Origin of the sequence: Halegenticoccus tardaugens, assembly GCF_004116405.1 — an archaeon.
Taxonomy (GTDB): Archaea; Halobacteriota; Halobacteria; order Halobacteriales; family Haloferacaceae; genus Halegenticoccus; species Halegenticoccus tardaugens.
The window spans coordinates 381,120-396,536 of the sequence record NZ_SDIC01000005.1; the positions used below are offsets into that span (position 1 = coordinate 381,120).

The 15,417-nt window shown below is 54.5% G+C and carries 11 protein-coding genes and 2 pseudogenes; 7 read left to right on the top strand and 6 right to left on the bottom strand.

Going from position 1 to position 15,417, the window contains the following annotated elements; genetic code table 11:
• The 3 genes and pseudogenes from C3L37_RS15815 to C3L37_RS15820 form a co-directional block, all read right to left on the bottom strand.
• Complete coding sequence (locus C3L37_RS15815; protein ID WP_129115554.1) at positions 1 to 666, bottom strand: RNA polymerase subunit sigma-70; 666 nt, start codon at positions 664 to 666, stop codon at positions 1 to 3.
• 40 nt (positions 667 to 706) lie between these two features.
• Positions 707 to 811, bottom strand: a pseudogene (locus tag C3L37_RS26010) (DUF7389 domain-containing protein); the annotation flags it as partial.
• A 515-nt stretch (positions 812 to 1,326) separates the two neighbouring features.
• Positions 1,327 to 1,812 (bottom strand): hypothetical protein, encoded by a 486-nt coding sequence (locus C3L37_RS15820; RefSeq protein WP_129115555.1) that lies wholly within the window; start codon positions 1,810 to 1,812, stop codon positions 1,327 to 1,329.
• Positions 1,813 to 2,022: 210 nt separating this feature from the next.
• On the opposite strand from C3L37_RS15820, the gene C3L37_RS15825 reads away from it, so the two are divergent.
• The 3 genes from C3L37_RS15825 to C3L37_RS25365 all read left to right on the top strand — a co-directional run bounded on the left by C3L37_RS15825 (position 2,023) and on the right by C3L37_RS25365 (position 5,954).
• Positions 2,023 to 3,033 carry a patatin-like phospholipase family protein gene (locus tag C3L37_RS15825; RefSeq protein WP_129115556.1) on the top strand — a complete coding sequence of 337 codons (1,011 nt, stop codon included), beginning with the start codon at positions 2,023 to 2,025 and terminating at the stop codon, positions 3,031 to 3,033.
• A 435-nt stretch (positions 3,034 to 3,468) separates the two neighbouring features.
• Entirely contained in the window at positions 3,469 to 3,765 is a 297-nt protein-coding gene (locus tag C3L37_RS15830; protein ID WP_129115557.1) for a PadR family transcriptional regulator, read from the top strand.
• 2,075 nt (positions 3,766 to 5,840) lie between these two features.
• Complete coding sequence (locus tag C3L37_RS25365) at positions 5,841 to 5,954, top strand: DUF5615 family PIN-like protein (RefSeq protein ID WP_267195331.1); 114 nt, start codon at positions 5,841 to 5,843, stop codon at positions 5,952 to 5,954.
• 76 nt (positions 5,955 to 6,030) lie between these two features.
• Here C3L37_RS25365 and C3L37_RS15840 read toward each other — a convergent pair whose 3' ends face one another.
• Positions 6,031 to 8,616, bottom strand: a complete 2,586-nt coding sequence (locus C3L37_RS15840; RefSeq protein ID WP_129115559.1) for a penicillin acylase family protein — start codon at positions 8,614 to 8,616, stop codon at positions 6,031 to 6,033.
• Positions 8,617 to 9,150: 534 nt separating this feature from the next.
• Between C3L37_RS15840 and C3L37_RS15845 the strand changes: the two are divergent.
• A pseudogene (locus C3L37_RS15845) lies at positions 9,151 to 9,324 on the top strand (IS4 family transposase); the annotation flags it as partial.
• A 199-nt stretch (positions 9,325 to 9,523) separates the two neighbouring features.
• Here the strand turns inward: C3L37_RS15845 and C3L37_RS15850 are convergent.
• The gene (locus C3L37_RS15850) at positions 9,524 to 9,793 is read right to left on the bottom strand and encodes an amidase family protein (protein ID WP_129115560.1); all 270 of its coding nucleotides are present in this window, start codon (positions 9,791 to 9,793) and stop codon (positions 9,524 to 9,526) included.
• A gap of 466 nt (positions 9,794 to 10,259) precedes the next feature.
• Between C3L37_RS15850 and C3L37_RS15855 the strand changes: the two genes are divergently transcribed.
• Positions 10,260 to 11,375: a tyrosine-type recombinase/integrase gene (locus C3L37_RS15855; RefSeq protein ID WP_129115561.1), complete on the top strand. Its 1,116-nt coding sequence runs from the start codon at positions 10,260 to 10,262 to the stop codon at positions 11,373 to 11,375.
• Between the two features lie 139 nt (positions 11,376 to 11,514).
• Positions 11,515 to 11,799 (top strand): PadR family transcriptional regulator, encoded by a 285-nt coding sequence (locus C3L37_RS15860; RefSeq protein WP_129115562.1) that lies wholly within the window; start codon positions 11,515 to 11,517, stop codon positions 11,797 to 11,799.
• Between the two features lie 1,059 nt (positions 11,800 to 12,858).
• On the opposite strand, the gene C3L37_RS15865 is transcribed toward C3L37_RS15860, so the two are convergent.
• Positions 12,859 to 14,136, bottom strand: coding sequence for an RNA-guided endonuclease InsQ/TnpB family protein (locus C3L37_RS15865; protein ID WP_129115563.1), 1,278 nt, complete (start codon positions 14,134 to 14,136; stop codon positions 12,859 to 12,861).
• 56 nt (positions 14,137 to 14,192) lie between these two features.
• Between C3L37_RS15865 and C3L37_RS25370 the strand changes: the two genes are divergently transcribed.
• A complete protein-coding gene (locus tag C3L37_RS25370; protein ID WP_256417119.1) occupies positions 14,193 to 14,324 on the top strand; it encodes a hypothetical protein in 132 nt (43 codons plus the stop codon).
• The last annotated feature ends 1,093 nt before the right edge of the window (positions 14,325 to 15,417 follow it).

Here is a 15,417-nt window from a genome sequence, read left to right on the forward strand (position 1 = left end):
TCAGGCTGGCTCCATGCGGTAGCTCGCGTCAGTGTCAACGTCGTCGTACATCCGTCCGAGCATATCGAGTGCTGATTCGAAAGTTGCGTAGTACTCGTTTGCGAACGCTACGGTATCCTGGAGCGGGATAACGGACCGTCCATCGACCATCTCGGCCTCGGTCTGTGCCCGCGGCTCGAGGACCACCTGTATCGCACCATCGAGGTCGTCAGCGGGCTGGCGCTCTTCCGCAGTCGGGATTCCGAACCGATCGAAGAACGCCGTCCAGGCGTCGAGATCGGACTCGTGGACGGCGATGAACAACGGATAGTCCGCCGGGTCGCGAGCGACCTGGTAGCCACCGCGGGTCCAGACGTAGACCGCATCGATGGCAGTAAAGGCGTAGTCCATGCCGGCGAACTGGGGGAGGACGTACGCCTCCGAGATCGATGGCGGTGAGGTGGCTGCTGCCGCCGTTAGGAACTCGAGACCGGCGTCGCGGAGCGTCTGATCGACGAGGTGGAGGCCCCCATCGTACGCGACGTATCCAGCCTCCTCAAGGCGATTCACGACGCGCCGAATCGTCTCCCGGTTCTCGTCGATTTTTCGCGCGACGCCGGAGATGGAATCTCCTGGGTCGAGCGCGAGGATGACTTTGAGTTCCTTCTCACCGCATACTTCATACATCCTATGGTTGCACAATTCTGTGCAACACACAAAAGAATTACTATCCGTGTGGGTCTGTTGGCTGGATCTGGCGGGTGTCTTCGGCGAGGTCGTGAACGTACTCTCGAAGCGTCTCCATGTCCTCACGGGCGTCTTCGAGTGTCTTTGCTATCTAGAATCACAAGTCGGGGTGCCCCGAGGCCTGACTTTGGGGAGGTAGCCGACATTACACTCCACCAACCACATTTGATAGCAAGGGTGATTATCCACACTTAAGTATCACTAGTCCAATATATGAAATATAGTAGAGTACCGTCGTACCACCGTCATCACTACCGGCGTGCTCAGCGAGGCAGCTTGGCAAGCATTCACTTCCGTTTCGGATTCGGCCGGTTCGCCGAGTGAGTCCTCCAGGTTGGCGATCCACCGCCGGATGTCGGCTTTCCCTTTCTCGTCTCTTACGCCTGCTGTAAGCAACCATTCTCCCGTGGCTGTCCCCATGACTGCCGTCGACTGCCGTTCGAGAAGCCGTACTCACCACTACCCAACCCACCAACCTAACCGCCCAGTCCTCACACCGCGAGGGATTGTGAACCTAGCGTGACGTGAAGCGGCCGACGAACCGGCCGCGATTACACCCACGAGGGTGCGTCCGACTTACAACAGCTGTAAGCCCGAGAGTCATTCGCCGTCTCCCCGTGCGAACGACGGACCGCGACCATCGCTCATCCGGAGTTCGAGGACGTACTTGCCCTCGCCTTGCCGCCCGCGCTTGCACTGCAACGGTGACCCATGAGCGAACTCCGCAAGCTTCTCGATCGCTCTGTACACTTCGACCCACTGGAAGCGCTGGCCGAACGCCGCTTCTAGATGCGTCTTCAGCTTGTCCTTCTTCGAGCACAGCCGAACGCGCCTGCCGTTGGCGTCGCTGATCTTCTTCCCCCATTCACCGAAGTGAAGCGCGATCTCACGCGCGCGTTCATGCACGGGATAGACGCGATCGACGATCGCTTCTGCACCGTGGCGGATAAACCGCTCTAACTTCGAGAGGTGCTGGGCGTCTTCACCGCCCTGCTCAGTCGAGAGTGCGTCGGGCTTCTGGATACCAAGATCATCCTCACATTGGAAGTGAAACGTGAGGGGAGACCGTCTCTCGTGGAGGTTCACCTCTGGTAGGGTTCAAGGAGAGAAGCCAAAGAACGAGCACCGCGTGCCGATCTACCCGGAGCGAGCGACCAGCGGAATCGTAAATTCCGCTGAACCCAAGTTTGCACGACTCACATCAACTATTGAGACAGGAACAGCATCGACCGGTGTTGGATCTTGGACGTACTACGATGTTTCTATTTTACGTAGTGATACGCCGTATCGTGGGATATGAGTGCTAGCACGGACATCGATGACTCCACTCGGGTCGCAATAGCATGTCAGGGTGGGGGCAGCCACACCGCTTACACCGCAGGGGTACTCAAACGACTCCTCGACGAACACGACGATCGATCATACGAACTCATCGGGTTGAGCGGAACCTCCGGCGGGGCGGTCTGCGCGACCGCCGCCTGGTACGGGTTTCTCGCCGGCGGAGCGGACCGTGCTATCGAGACGCTCGAGGGAATCTGGCGGGACTTTTCGGCTCAGTCTCCGTTCGACAGGGTCGCCAACGAGTGGGCCGTCAGACTGGCGCAGTTCGCCGCACGCGGAGGGCCGCTGATGGTGGTCAGCCCATATGAATTGCCGTTCACCTCAGTCGCACGTGACCGGTTTCTCAGCACTCTCGAAGCGCACGTCGAGTTCGATCGGGTTCCCGAACTCGCGGACGGTGCCGACGTTAATCTGATCGTCGGGGCGGCTGACGTGACGGAGGGCGAGTTCGACACCATCCGGAACGAAGAAGTGACGGCCGATGCGGTCCTCGCCTCGGCGGCGATCCCGACGTTATTTGAGGCGGTCGAAATTGGTGGCCACTGGTATTGGGACGGGTTGTTCTCACAGAATCCACCGATCCGCGATTTCTTGACAATTCCTGACGAACCGAGAGCGAAACCGGACGAGATTTGGGTCATCCAGATCAATCCCAAACACCGCGAGAAGGTCCCAAAGTCGGTCGAGGACATCAGCGATCGCCGTAACGAACTGGCTGGGAATCTCTCGCTGTATCAGGAAATATATTTTATTGAACGGATCAATCAGTTGATCGAGCGAGGGAGTCTTCCTGCCGAGTACAAGCAGGTCGAGGTCAGAAAACTTGCCCTCGGCGGAGATCTATCGGCACCCTCGAAACTCGACCGAAATCCAGAATTCATCAATACCCTCATTCGTCGGGGCGAACGACGCGCCGAGCAGTTCCTCGAGGAGTGGAGTCGAGGTACGAGTTCGAACACGGGATAGTTGTGACGACTCGTCGTGGATCAATGAAATCGACAGTCCATCCGGTACCTCCTTTACCTGTATTGAACGATTGGACTACCCTCTAAGTGGGCGTGATCTATGTTGCATTCGCACCTTATATTCAGAATGACCGTCAAAAAATACCATTTATATATAGTTCCAACCGGCCCGAAAACTAACAGAGCAGGAAATGCAGCTCCACGAAGCTCTCATGCCCGATACGCATCCTCAATCACTTGACTAACCCACACCTACCCCTTCAACTCAATGTGGGTTAGTAGAGATCCACCTCCCTATACCATCTCCTCGTTCGGTATAATAACAGTTCCCGACTTGACAGATAGACAACATAGATTCAAGACTCTTCCTTCCCTCAATCACTGACTCACACCACACAATGCTGACGATTATATCCTTTGCTGGTGTACCTTCTCGATGATAACTCTCTTCGACCTCAGCGGCTTCCAGCGCGACCTCCTCACCATTATCGCCGGCCACGACCAGCCCTCCGGCCAACAGATCAAAACCGAACTCGAAGACGCTCGCGACGAAGAAATCAACCACGGCCGCTTGTACCCCAACCTTGACGTCCTCGTCAACAAAGGCTACGTCGAGAAGGGCCAGATCGACCGCCGCACCAACTTCTACCAGATCACCGACGAAGGCCGTACTGCACTCCGAGAGCACCGCGAGTGGGAAGCACAGTACTTCCAAGAGACTGCACTCGCCTAACTCCGAGCGTTACAGCAGAGAACCCCCCTCGGTCAGAGTGAATCCTGAGCCCTCACGAGACACCGAGCCTACGTAATGCGGATTTGCTCGCCAACATAGTAGATGTAGCCACGGTTGTGCAGGATATTCAACAGCCCCTCCGCAGACTCCTCGCTACACTCAGACGCAATCACTGCGAGAGCTTGCTCACGAGGGAGGTCACCACTCGCATTCTCGACTGGCGAGCGAAGCACATCAAGCGCCTCTTTCGCCTGCGGTGGCAGTGGTGTTCGAGAGTTCATTTACTGACTCGTTCAAGATCTACACTCATAAAGTTCGTCTGTGACCATGTCCCCTTCTCGTTCTTCCAGAGGGCTTCACTGCTGGCACCGTGACACGTATCTACGTTCGCTCCGTTAGCTGGTTCAGAAAGTATCCCGCTGCTCCCTAAGTTACTCGAGAGTGTCGAATTCATTGGTGCTCTCGTCAAGAACGTAGGCAATCGCCTTGCGTTGCTGGTATGTTCCATACCACAGCCATGCTCTTCGCTCAATGTCTGCAAGCCGCGCGTTGAGAAGTAGACAAAGCAACACTCCACCGATACTTAGGAGGAGTCCGCGTGAGCTACTCATTAGTCGTGGTAGTGAGAATCAACACTGAATAGATTGCTATCTGCACCCGACCACTGAGATTTCAGTCTACTCATGGTAGGAGAGCTGATCTCCCCGTTTATTGGCGAAGAAACCGCTGAATCTGTCACAGCGGCGTTCACGGAGCACACGATGCCCAGCAACACGTGTAGCCTGTCTAACCGACGCTCCCCTCCCGACCGCGACCCGCGACCGAATCTCACCACGTCTAGTACTACAATCACGCAAACTCTCGTCGTCGACTGAAACCCAGAAAACCTCCCGACCCACCCGTGAATCCGCCCGCTCTGGCGGTTCTTCGTCCGTCATCTCGCGAACACTCACGCTGAAAAACACGGAACCTCCCCAGTTAGTGGCAACTACAAATCGAAACATTAATAATTGTATTCTACGAACGAATCCGTAGCAGCGAACGCGAAGCACAGGACGGACACCATCCGGCCGTTGCAGCGAATTTTGGCCACGTTCTCGCGCCTTTCACCGTATCGTGCTTTCAGCCGTGTCTCACTGGCAGTTCGTGGAGATGGCACCGCCCCCGTACAAGTATCTGGCTCGCCACGACGATAATCATTCACGCGATTGTAGTACCACTTGCTCTGCGTGTCCTCGAAATCGCATGACAGCACGGGTGTACTCCAAATAGCACACCTCTCGCCGACACGAAGTAGTACTACTCTGGTCGAGACACGCCTCAAAACCAAGCCTACTCCCCACTCGTCTTGTTGTCCCGCTCACCACCTCTCGACAAGTAGCTCCGCTGATCTTCACCTAACAGCCGTCTCCAGCGACTCACTCACCTCACAACGGCTCAAAAACAGCTCTTCCTCTCTAGAGACCCAGCGCTGCCGCTCTCGACCAGGCCCACTGAAACCGCCACAGGACCTACAGGTGCACTCGCGTCTTATCGGCGATATGGTGTTCTTTGATCCGCTGTCGATCAACCGGGTCAACCGTCGTCCGATACGCCTTCACCACACTGACAGCCAGCCGGGTGAGGTGATGACACGGATCTTTTGCGTCCTCATCGACGGTGACCTCAAGCTGTCGAAGCGTCCGCGCCGCAACGTCATCCACGATCTGCCGCGCCGTCGCGACAGCATTCAGCACCCACCCAACATCCGCGTGCCACTCACGCTCGGATTTCTGCGTGTCAGTCGCTTCTGCCCACGCTCGCCGATCAAAGATTGCCGGCGTTGTCTCTCGAAGAACGGCAGTCGTTTCGTCGCATACCACCGCAAGGGCGGTCAGGTAACGTTCCTCAGACGTATAGTACAGATCCGACGTCGGCCGGGGGTCCGCCCACAACTGTGTGCGCAGAATGCGACCATACTCTGTGCGGATATGCTCGCGACCGCGTGTATCGTCCATCCGAGTCATCAAATGCATCGCATAGGTCTCGACAAGCTCGTCAAGCACCTCCGCACGCACAACGGTCATGACACCGAGATGGTCGTCGATGTTGACGAGCTCGGGCCTGGCGCTGACGACGCCACGATTGCCGCCTATGCCAAGCGCAAAGATCGCCTTGTGCTCACCGTCGATGATGATTTTCTCACCTAAGAAGCAGAAGTAAACATTCACCTATCTATAAAATAGGTAATTTAATAACAGATTAAAATTAATAATTTATAGTGGATTAATAGTCGTGTTGAGGGCAGAGATTGATTCGCATTACGCAAGCATCTTGGACAGCCTCACGCGTGTACAGAAGGGGGAAGTATTCACCCTCAACAAACATATCGAGCAAATTGTCGTAGAACGGGCTTTCAGGATCTCCTGACTGGCCCGGGACATTCATCGCCAACGCATTGTCCCATTCGCCGACATCAATGACCATTCGCCATGATGCACCCGACACCAGTTGGAAGTCCTCATCGTAATCCGCGTTTCCTACTGTATAGCCACTTCCACCCATCGGCTTTGGTCCAACATTCAGTGTCCTTTCACCAGTCTCGTCAATGCCGGGTGACAATGCGTGCTCGAAGAACGCTTTTTTCAGATCACCCCATTCCCACTCATCCCACTCATCGCCGAGTATCTCTTCGACCTCGTCGATCGCCTCGCGCAGCGTCGAGAGCAATAGTTCGTCTCGGGTGGCTACGGCATCCTCCTCGAAGTACTCTTCGGGGTCCGCAACTGCCCCAAGAATTGCTTGAATGTCGCCTGTGCCGATATGATCGAACGCTTCCTCACCAATAAGCTCGATTGTGACTGCTTCTTGGAGGTGGTTCTCGAACCATACTTCTGCTAACGCTGCTTCGCCAGAATCCGCATCAAGGACATTGTCCCATTCGATGAGCCATTCACGAGCTTCCAGTAACCGTTCTTCGTTAGGATCGGTTTCGGCAAGCGCATCCGTGAGAATTCGGATGGGAATCGATAGTAAATCTGTCTGCAGATCGGTGGAATCCGCAAGCGAGTGTTTGTTCTCCTCATCGAACTTTTCGAGCACTTCGGAGATCCGCTGGTACCGATACGGAGCTGAAAACTCAAAACCAATTGGCGGATCGTCTACTGGATAATCATCTGGTAGATTATATTGGTTGGCGCTTGCCACCCATCCTCGATCAGGATTGATCTCTCTCGGGAGGTTAGATTGGTGGAGGTATCCATCCCATTCGTAGCGGCCATCACCGGGGACAGGGAATAGTCCATCCCAGTTGGGTCGAATCGGTGTTCTCCCTCCAGGGAACCATCCAATGTTCCCCTCAGTGTCAGCTGCGACTTGATTCTCCGGTGGGGCGCCCCACCCTTTCATCTCCTCAGTGAGATCGCCCTCCATTGCAGCTTGAAACTCCTCGAGATTCTCGGCACGCATATATCCAATGCCACCGAAATACGCCGTCGTACCAGGATCCGTCCAGACAGTTCGCACCGCGAACGCGATATTTTCTTCGGGATCCTCGTAGATTACTGGTCCATGTCGGGTGAATTTCAACTCAACTTCTCGTTCGTCGCTATCCCTCACATCGAGCGTTTCAGTCTCGATATCCATTGCCTCCCAGTCATCCCCATAGCGGTATTCGTTTGGATCATCAGGGTTGGTTTCGTAAACATATAGGTCCTGTTGATCGATATAGATGATCGTCAAACCAAACGCTGTGTGCCCATTGTGACCGATCGAGATTCCCGGAAGTCCCGGCTCACCCGCCCCGATAACGTCAAACTCGGGGGCACTAATATGGGCAATATACCGGAGTGAGGGAACATTATGAGCTCGATGAGGATCATTCGCGAGGATGGGCCGTCCAGTCTCGGTGAGTTCAGGTGCGATTGCCCAATTGTTACTTGCCGTTGGAAGCTCCATATCCATAAGATCCGACTCGTTGAGACGTTCTTCCTCATCACCGCCACAGCTGTTCGTAACAACCGATAGATCCTCAAGCATATCTGGATTGCGAACGTCGTCTTCATCGAACGAGATACTCGTATGAGACATGGTCGCCTCGCTGAAAACGTCAAGGACATCCTCAGGAATAACGTCCAAATCTAATCCGTCTGGAATTTCGATCTCCCAATCTTTGGGATTGAGCCACTGACGGACCCGTTCGACATCTTCACCAAATTCTCGGAGTGTAATCGCTCGCTGGACTTCACTTGAGACGTTTAGCGTGATCGCATGAACACGCATCCGAACGATATCAGCTGGATTCCAGTACCTAGGTTGGTAATCAAGTGCTTTAAACTCAATCGGTAAGAGATCGGGATCCGCTTTTGTTTGATCGATAAATGCATTGACTCCATTAGCAAAGCCAGTTGCAATCGATTCTGCGTCGGGGCCGTATGCTTCCCATTCGTCATCGATATCAGCTCGATAACTAAATAGTTGCGCGGCCCGATCATGTTCGATCCATTCTTCACCGAGTGCTTCGGATAGTTTCCCCAGTGAACGTCGTTGCCAGAGGTCGATTTGCCAGAGCCGATCACGTGCGGCGTTAAAGCCCTGGACGAACGCAATATCCTCGACATCTTCAGCATACATATGGGGGACACCCCACTGATCGACGAGAATCTCTGCAGGCTCTTTCAGTCCTGTAACGGTATATGAGGTCGATTCTAGTCCGTCTTTATTGACACTGGTATCGGCAGCGCTCAACCCCACGAATTGAGTAGCTGCTAGCGCACTAGCAGCTAGTCCACTAAATTGACGGCGTGACAGTAGTGATATGTCGGTATCGCTATCTACGCATTCTTCCGGTTGGCCTATGTCATCATCCAACATACGATTTATTATTCTCCTAATACACGAAATACATTTTTATTTATATTATATAAATTAAATCTGTTAAAATTTTCGTATCGGATTTATTCGAAACTTATTCCTGGTTCGGCCAACTCAAACACTGGCTCAAGAGATGCTGAGATCGAAGTAACGGTGAGGATGAGCTAACTTCGATCTCGATGGTAAACCACCGATTATCTTTCTCGTCGGGAGTTTCGGAATCGAGATCACGGCACTTGTGACGTGGTTGATCGAAGAATACGGGAATGGAGATCGCCTGTATTCGAATTACGGCTTACAAAGATGATGGGTTAGTGTAGAATGTAAATACGGAGGACACCTCGTTGCGTAGCTTCCGTTTGAGAGCCGGGGACAACTCGAAACGACTAGCTACGACCAGAACTGGAAGAAGCACGTTCAGTCGTATGTCCAGCAGGACTGTGCTGGACCAACGCCTGGCCGATATGCACGAGCGTGGATTCACCGTCACTCACGCTGTGCATGATCTCGACGAGCGTACCGTTTTGCTCGTTACGTTCAATGTGGGCGAAGACCTTCCGGTCTCTCGCCCAGCTCATCCTCGAAGACCTTGCCCAGTCGTTCGGGCATCCACTGCCGAACCTGTTGGAGTTGATGTTTCATGACGCCCGCCAACCAGAGAAATCACGCCTCTTACTCAACGAACGAGTGATTGAAGCCTTCACGAGAGGTCCAGTGCTTAACCGAACACGGATGATTAAGCGACCTATCCCGATGCCCTCTAGTGATTCAACACAGCCGTCGCATACATCAGGGCTAACGCTGTCACTTCGATAAGGCTGATTCCTTTAGCCAGAACGATCGTCAGAAACCCACCAGACCTGATTTTGATCAAATAACCAGTTGTGTAAAGATAGGTCGCGAATACCTAGTCATCGCACATTCTTGGGTATGCGTCGGTCCAAGGGCGTTCGCGCTCAACGGCTGCGGCAGCCATAAGAACAAGGTCGTCGTGGAATCGAGGACCGACGACCTGCATGCCGACAGGGAGGCCATTGACTAAACCTGCTGGCACCGACGCCGCGTGGTGGCCCGTCATATTGAACGGCCACGTCAGACACCATCCGAAGACGGGATCGATTCTTTCGCCGTTTTCGTCCACCGTCACTCGAGCGACGGCTTCCACCGATTCGTCCATGACTTCCTCGTTAGGATCGTCGGGACAACCAATTCGACGATAAACTCAGGCGTCAGAAACAGTTAGCCGAGGACGCGTTCTGAAGTACTGTGATTTGATGCGTGCCTTTTGTTCGTTGTTGACGGGTGCGAAATAGCCGCTGTCCGGCGATTGAATAATCCTATCACTCAGAAACCTGTTCACCGAAACATTTCCCGAGCAGATTCGGAAATCACCGGACGAGAGCCTATCCAACCACAACGGTATGAGATAAAGACACACATCAAACCCTAAACTCCGAAACTGTGGGCGTCTTAGACGTTTAGATTTCATATAGCATCATAACATTTATAGTTGGCTACAAGGAAGGTAGATCGCCTGTAGGTGGCGATATCGGGAGAAAGGGATATTTGAGATGGTACTGTGCGTTACACTCGTAATGCACAGTGAATTTATCTACCCCCACACTGTACCACAATCCAACCACATGGCGTCCACTGAGCCCACCGCTACTCCCGGGGGTCACGCCCTCAAAACCGTCATCGACGACTATCTCGACTCAGGCAACAAATCGGGCAACTACGCCGACGCGCTCGACCGCGTCCTCACTCAATGGCGACAGTACCTCTGTGAGCGTGGCGTCGAGACCGTCGAAAACGTCGACAAGCGAAGTATGGCGACCTATGCGCAGTATCTCTCTCGGCGCGTCGACGCTCGCAACAATCAAGATGACAAAGGAGGAATATCCGCTGCGACAGCACGGACATACTACGATTACGTCTCTGCGTTTCTTTCCTATTGTGTCCGCTGGGAATACCTCACGGAGAACCCAGCGCGGAAAGGAATTGCTCTCGACGAACTGCCGCCACGACCGAAGAAAAAGAGCGGTGACCAACAGTTCTGGTCGGCCGAAGACCGCAAGGCCCTACTTCGATACACCGATCGACGAGCTCACGAGGCGGTCGACGAGAAAGGCGTTGACGCACTCGTCGAACTCCGCGATCGTGCACTCGTCTACGTCCTCGCGTACTCTGGCGTTCGGGGCGGTGAGATTCTCAGTGATCCGCGAGACGAGCGACGAACTGGCCTGCACTGGACGGACGTCGATCTGGAGAACAATCAGCTGCTCGTCCTCGGAAAGAACCAACAGATTGAGGAAGTCCAACTCCCCTCGCAGGCGCATAGACCAATCGAACGCCTCGAACATGCACTTGACCCGCCGTCTCCAGAGTGGCCCGTGTTCGTAACGGGCCACGCCCCATCGCTGTATAGAGCCCTCCCAGATGACGTAAATCCGTCGACGGGGGAGCCCTTGGAAGTACTGCGGAAATCTGGTGTGGTTCCACCGTCGCTCTCGACAAACGGCGGACGGTCTGTCCTGAAACGATTGTGCAAAGATGCCGAGATCGACATCGACGGCGATTATCTGAAACCACACGGCGCGAGGCGTGGGGTTGGAGAGACTATCTACCGCGAACGCGGTGCGGCGGCCGCGCAACGGGTTCTCCGTCACGCCGATCCCCGAACGACCTCCCAGATGTACGCGCACATTGAGGCTAGCGAACTCGCCGAGGAGACGTCCAAGATCTTCGAAAACGAGTGAGGATCGTGATCTGGGTTAATCCTCGGTGCGGTTGGTAAGCGCAACGGCCGCATACGGAAGTAGCTTCGAAGAGTATGCCCACGCTACACAATGATACGAGTGAATAACAATTACGGCACACTGTCTATCATCAATTTCAATGTTCGACCTGACCGGATTCCAACGCGACCTCTTAATCGTCATCAGCGGTTCAGACGAACCGTCTGGCCAAGACATCAAGGATGACCTCGAAGACGCATACGGAGATGAGATCAACCACGGACAGCTCTATCCAAATTTAGACGTCCTCGTCGAAAACGAGTATGTCGAGAAAGGCGAGATCGATCGGCGGACGAACTCCTACGCAATTAGCGACCAAGGTCGCGAAATCCTCCGAGAATGGATCGACTGGAGCGCTACACACAGTCCACAACTCGCCCAGTAAGGACGAAAAATCATACTTATTTTCCGCCTGTAGTAACTTTAGCTCAAGATCGCAGTCAGAGAAAATTAGAGCAGCTTCGAACTCGCTCGGTGAAGTGACGGTATCGGAGACCTGGGTAATGCCGGAGGATCGATACAGAGGCGCCAAAGGATTCACATCGACAAAGACGGACACTCACCATGAGCGGATCCAATCAGAGAATGCGCGATTCCTTGGCCGTTCGCTGCTCAACGCGGCTGATCACGCTGAAGCGAATCGGAAGCATGGGCTTTGAGCAGCCGAAGCGCGTCGCTCGGCGATTGAAGTCGCCTCTTGTGGAATGAGAGAGGGGTGAAAGAACCCTCTCCTACTGAGAGAGCTGTGGCGCCTCTTTCTGACTCCACTCAAGCCACTCATCGATCGCGTCTTGGCCCTGCTCAGTGATCTCATAGGAGTTCGTTCGCCGATCGATCGTCCCCTTTTCAATGGGCGGTAGCGAGGAATCCCCTTCCTCAACGAGCGGAGGAATCGCGTTGCAAAGCAGGGCGAAACAGTGAGTATTTGCTGGCCCGTCGTCTTCTGTAGTCCATACCGGGCTTCAGACAGCCCTGCAACGGGTGCCGATGCCAATATTGCGGGAGGCAAAGGGACGGTATCTCGGGATGGACGGCCGCCGTCACCCGGCCCCAAAGGACGGACCGACGACGCGACCGCTCCGAGCCGGCTCGGCCGGCCGCGAAGTCGCCGAGGTCACGTCCAAGTAAAGTGCCTCTGCCGACCGACCGCATCGGCACACAAGTCGGTCCGGGACCACAACTCCCGACCCAAGCCACGCAAGCCTCGTCCTCAGAACGCCGAAGGCGTTCAGGGCGGGTAGTTGACCATAGTCCTGCTAGACCGTGTGTCTAAATTCGGGTACAACCGCCCGTGGTTGATCTCGTCTTCGCACACGTGTTCACTCTCCTCTTTGACGTCTTAGCCAGATGGTTGCTCGAAGACGTCGAAGAGATTGCGACGGAGCAAGGCAATGACATCCTCCCCGGCGTAAACGCCGGGGTATCCTCGCGCTGGGGGTATCGCTTACCGACCCACGGAGGCAACTTGCGGGTTCGCATGCTCCTCGTTGGGACGGTGAGAGCGTGGTGACTCCGACCACGTGTGGTCGTCCCACTTGAGGCATACAGGCCGTGCCATCGGCCGTGATACTGTCGTCTGCCGCTTTAGGAACGTCTCGGACGCCGTGAGGTCCGCATGACCGTCGAACCCGCACGGACACGTCAGCGTATCGCGGTGGCGCGTCGTCCGGTCGGTCGAACCGCACTGCGGACACTCTTGGCTTGTCCACGCTTCTGACCGCACTTCGACCGTGACACCGTACTCCTCGGCGGTACACGCGAGGCGCTTGATGAACGCGCGGAACGCCCAGAAGTTGTGCGTTTTTTCGTTGGCCTGAACCGACCAGTGTGTGTCGAGCACGTTCGTTAACGCCCCGACGTATACGGTGGAGACGCCTTCGGCGTGCAACCGTTCGATGAGGTCGCGGGCGAGGGCGTCTTGGGCGTGGTCGCGGCGTCTCGTCCGTCGTCGGTGCAGCGACCGTATCCGGTGACTGTTGTACCGGCCGTCGTCCAAGAGCGACTGCAACCGGGCGATTTCTCGCGTCGTCTCGTGGAAGCGGTCGAACAGGTCGCGTCCTTCGTACAGCAGTTGCGTGCCGGTCGTGGTCGTACAAGCGACGAGGTTGTTCGCACCAATATCCAGCGCGGCGGTTTCGTCCGCCAGTGGGTGTGCCAGCCGAGAATCGTCCACGGTGACTGGCTGAAAGGCCCTGAATCTCTGTGCGTTCTCGTCGTAGTACAACTCTAACTGGCCTTGCTTGTCGTACTCTTTCCAGTTGGGGTCGCCCTGGACTTCGAGCCGAAGGCGTTCTCGGTATCCAAGCCCGTACTCGTCTTTCAGGTCGTGGCCGACGAGAATTTCGAGTCGGGAGTATTCGCCCCATTCGACCGAGTACGACGTGTTTCGGATGTACGTGCGGAGTTCGCGGCCGTCTTCGGCGTTGCCCCAGTATCCGGGCTTGCCATTGGCTTCGCCCTTCTTTTGGAGCGCGAAGAACGACCGCCACGCTTCGCGGTTCTTGCGTTCGATTTGCTGAACGGTCGACGCGCCGAGGACACCTCCGTAGCGGCCGCGATACTCGCTGATGTCCCACACGTTGCCGTCTGGGTCGGCGTAGTTCTCGCGGCGCTCGTAATTTATCTCGTTCCAGAGTGCGGCAGAAGCGTCCAACAGGCGTCGAAGTAACTCCTCGTCCGCGTCGGACTGAGGAACCACGTCGAACGTGTTGGTCCGCTTCATCAACGACTCCTACAGGATGGTAAAACATAAATCTATGGTTATTCATAGATTGAATTGTGACGAACATCCACATCGAAGTGCCGGACGAGGAACAGTACGAGCGGCTAAAAGACGTGAAGAACAAGTACGGGCTAACGTGGCGCGGGATGCTTGTCCACGCGGCCGACGACTTGGATACCCCGGACTGAGCGGCGTCGGCGGTTGTGTCCCTGTTGTCGGATTCACGCCCGCCGTAAACGGCGGGACTCTCTCCTTGAATCAGGCAGAACTGTTTCTCAGACTCGCGGTCTCGCCGACTGCGTCGGGAGTTCATGCGCGAGCAGTTGGCTGAAGCCTTCCAGACGGAGTGATAGTTGACCTTGTCGTCTTTTCGAGCAACGCGTACCAAGAAATTGCGACACCCCCACCCCGGATTTCAGATGAATTCGGCTCCAAGGGAAGTGGAGGGTCGATTCGTGGAGGCTTGTTACTACGGGGGCGAAAGAGGCTAATTTGGCGGTGATTGGGCGTCTCTCGTCTGAATAGTTGATGTTATTGTTCTCGTGGAAAACGGAGGCTTCCCCGTGTTATTATATAATTAACTGTATAGGTAAAGTAATAGTAGTTGTGAGTTGCTAAGAGTCACGGTTTTAACCAATACAGCGAATTTTCACAAAGAAGAGTTCGAGGTCTTAGCCGTCTTTATATACTAACCGTGAGTTTGGCTGATAAGCAGACACCCCCGTAAATGTTCCGTGCGGTTCCAATCGGCCACTAAACCGAACACCATATTTCAGATGATTTCTCACCCACAACGCCTCTCGCTGCTGTTTCATAGGGTTTCATGAGGAAGATCAATATCTCGAAGCCGTTCGAATTCTTCTCTGTGATCGCGTGAATTCATCTGAAATGCGGTGTGGGTCTGTCCAAGTTACCAAATCGTGTTACAGGAAGCCAAGAATTCATCTGAAGTTCGGTGTGGGTGTGTTCTGTATCTCGTAAACAAGTCACACTATTGTGCGTCTCGCTGAGTTTCTTTGATCCGCTACCCAGTGTACTAAACGATCATAAACTATCCTGTGGCTATTTAATATACAAGGAGAGAATATTGCCGTAATGAGTATTAGAAGGGGAAATTCGACGAGTCTATTTTCACGAGCTTTATATATAGTCGTGCCCATCGACAAGTCAGATGAAATCATCTACGAATGCCGAGTATGTGGCACTACTCTCGAGCCAACTCATAAACAGTGCATAAATTGTCAATCAGATGACATTGCCCAAATCGACATCTCATAGCTT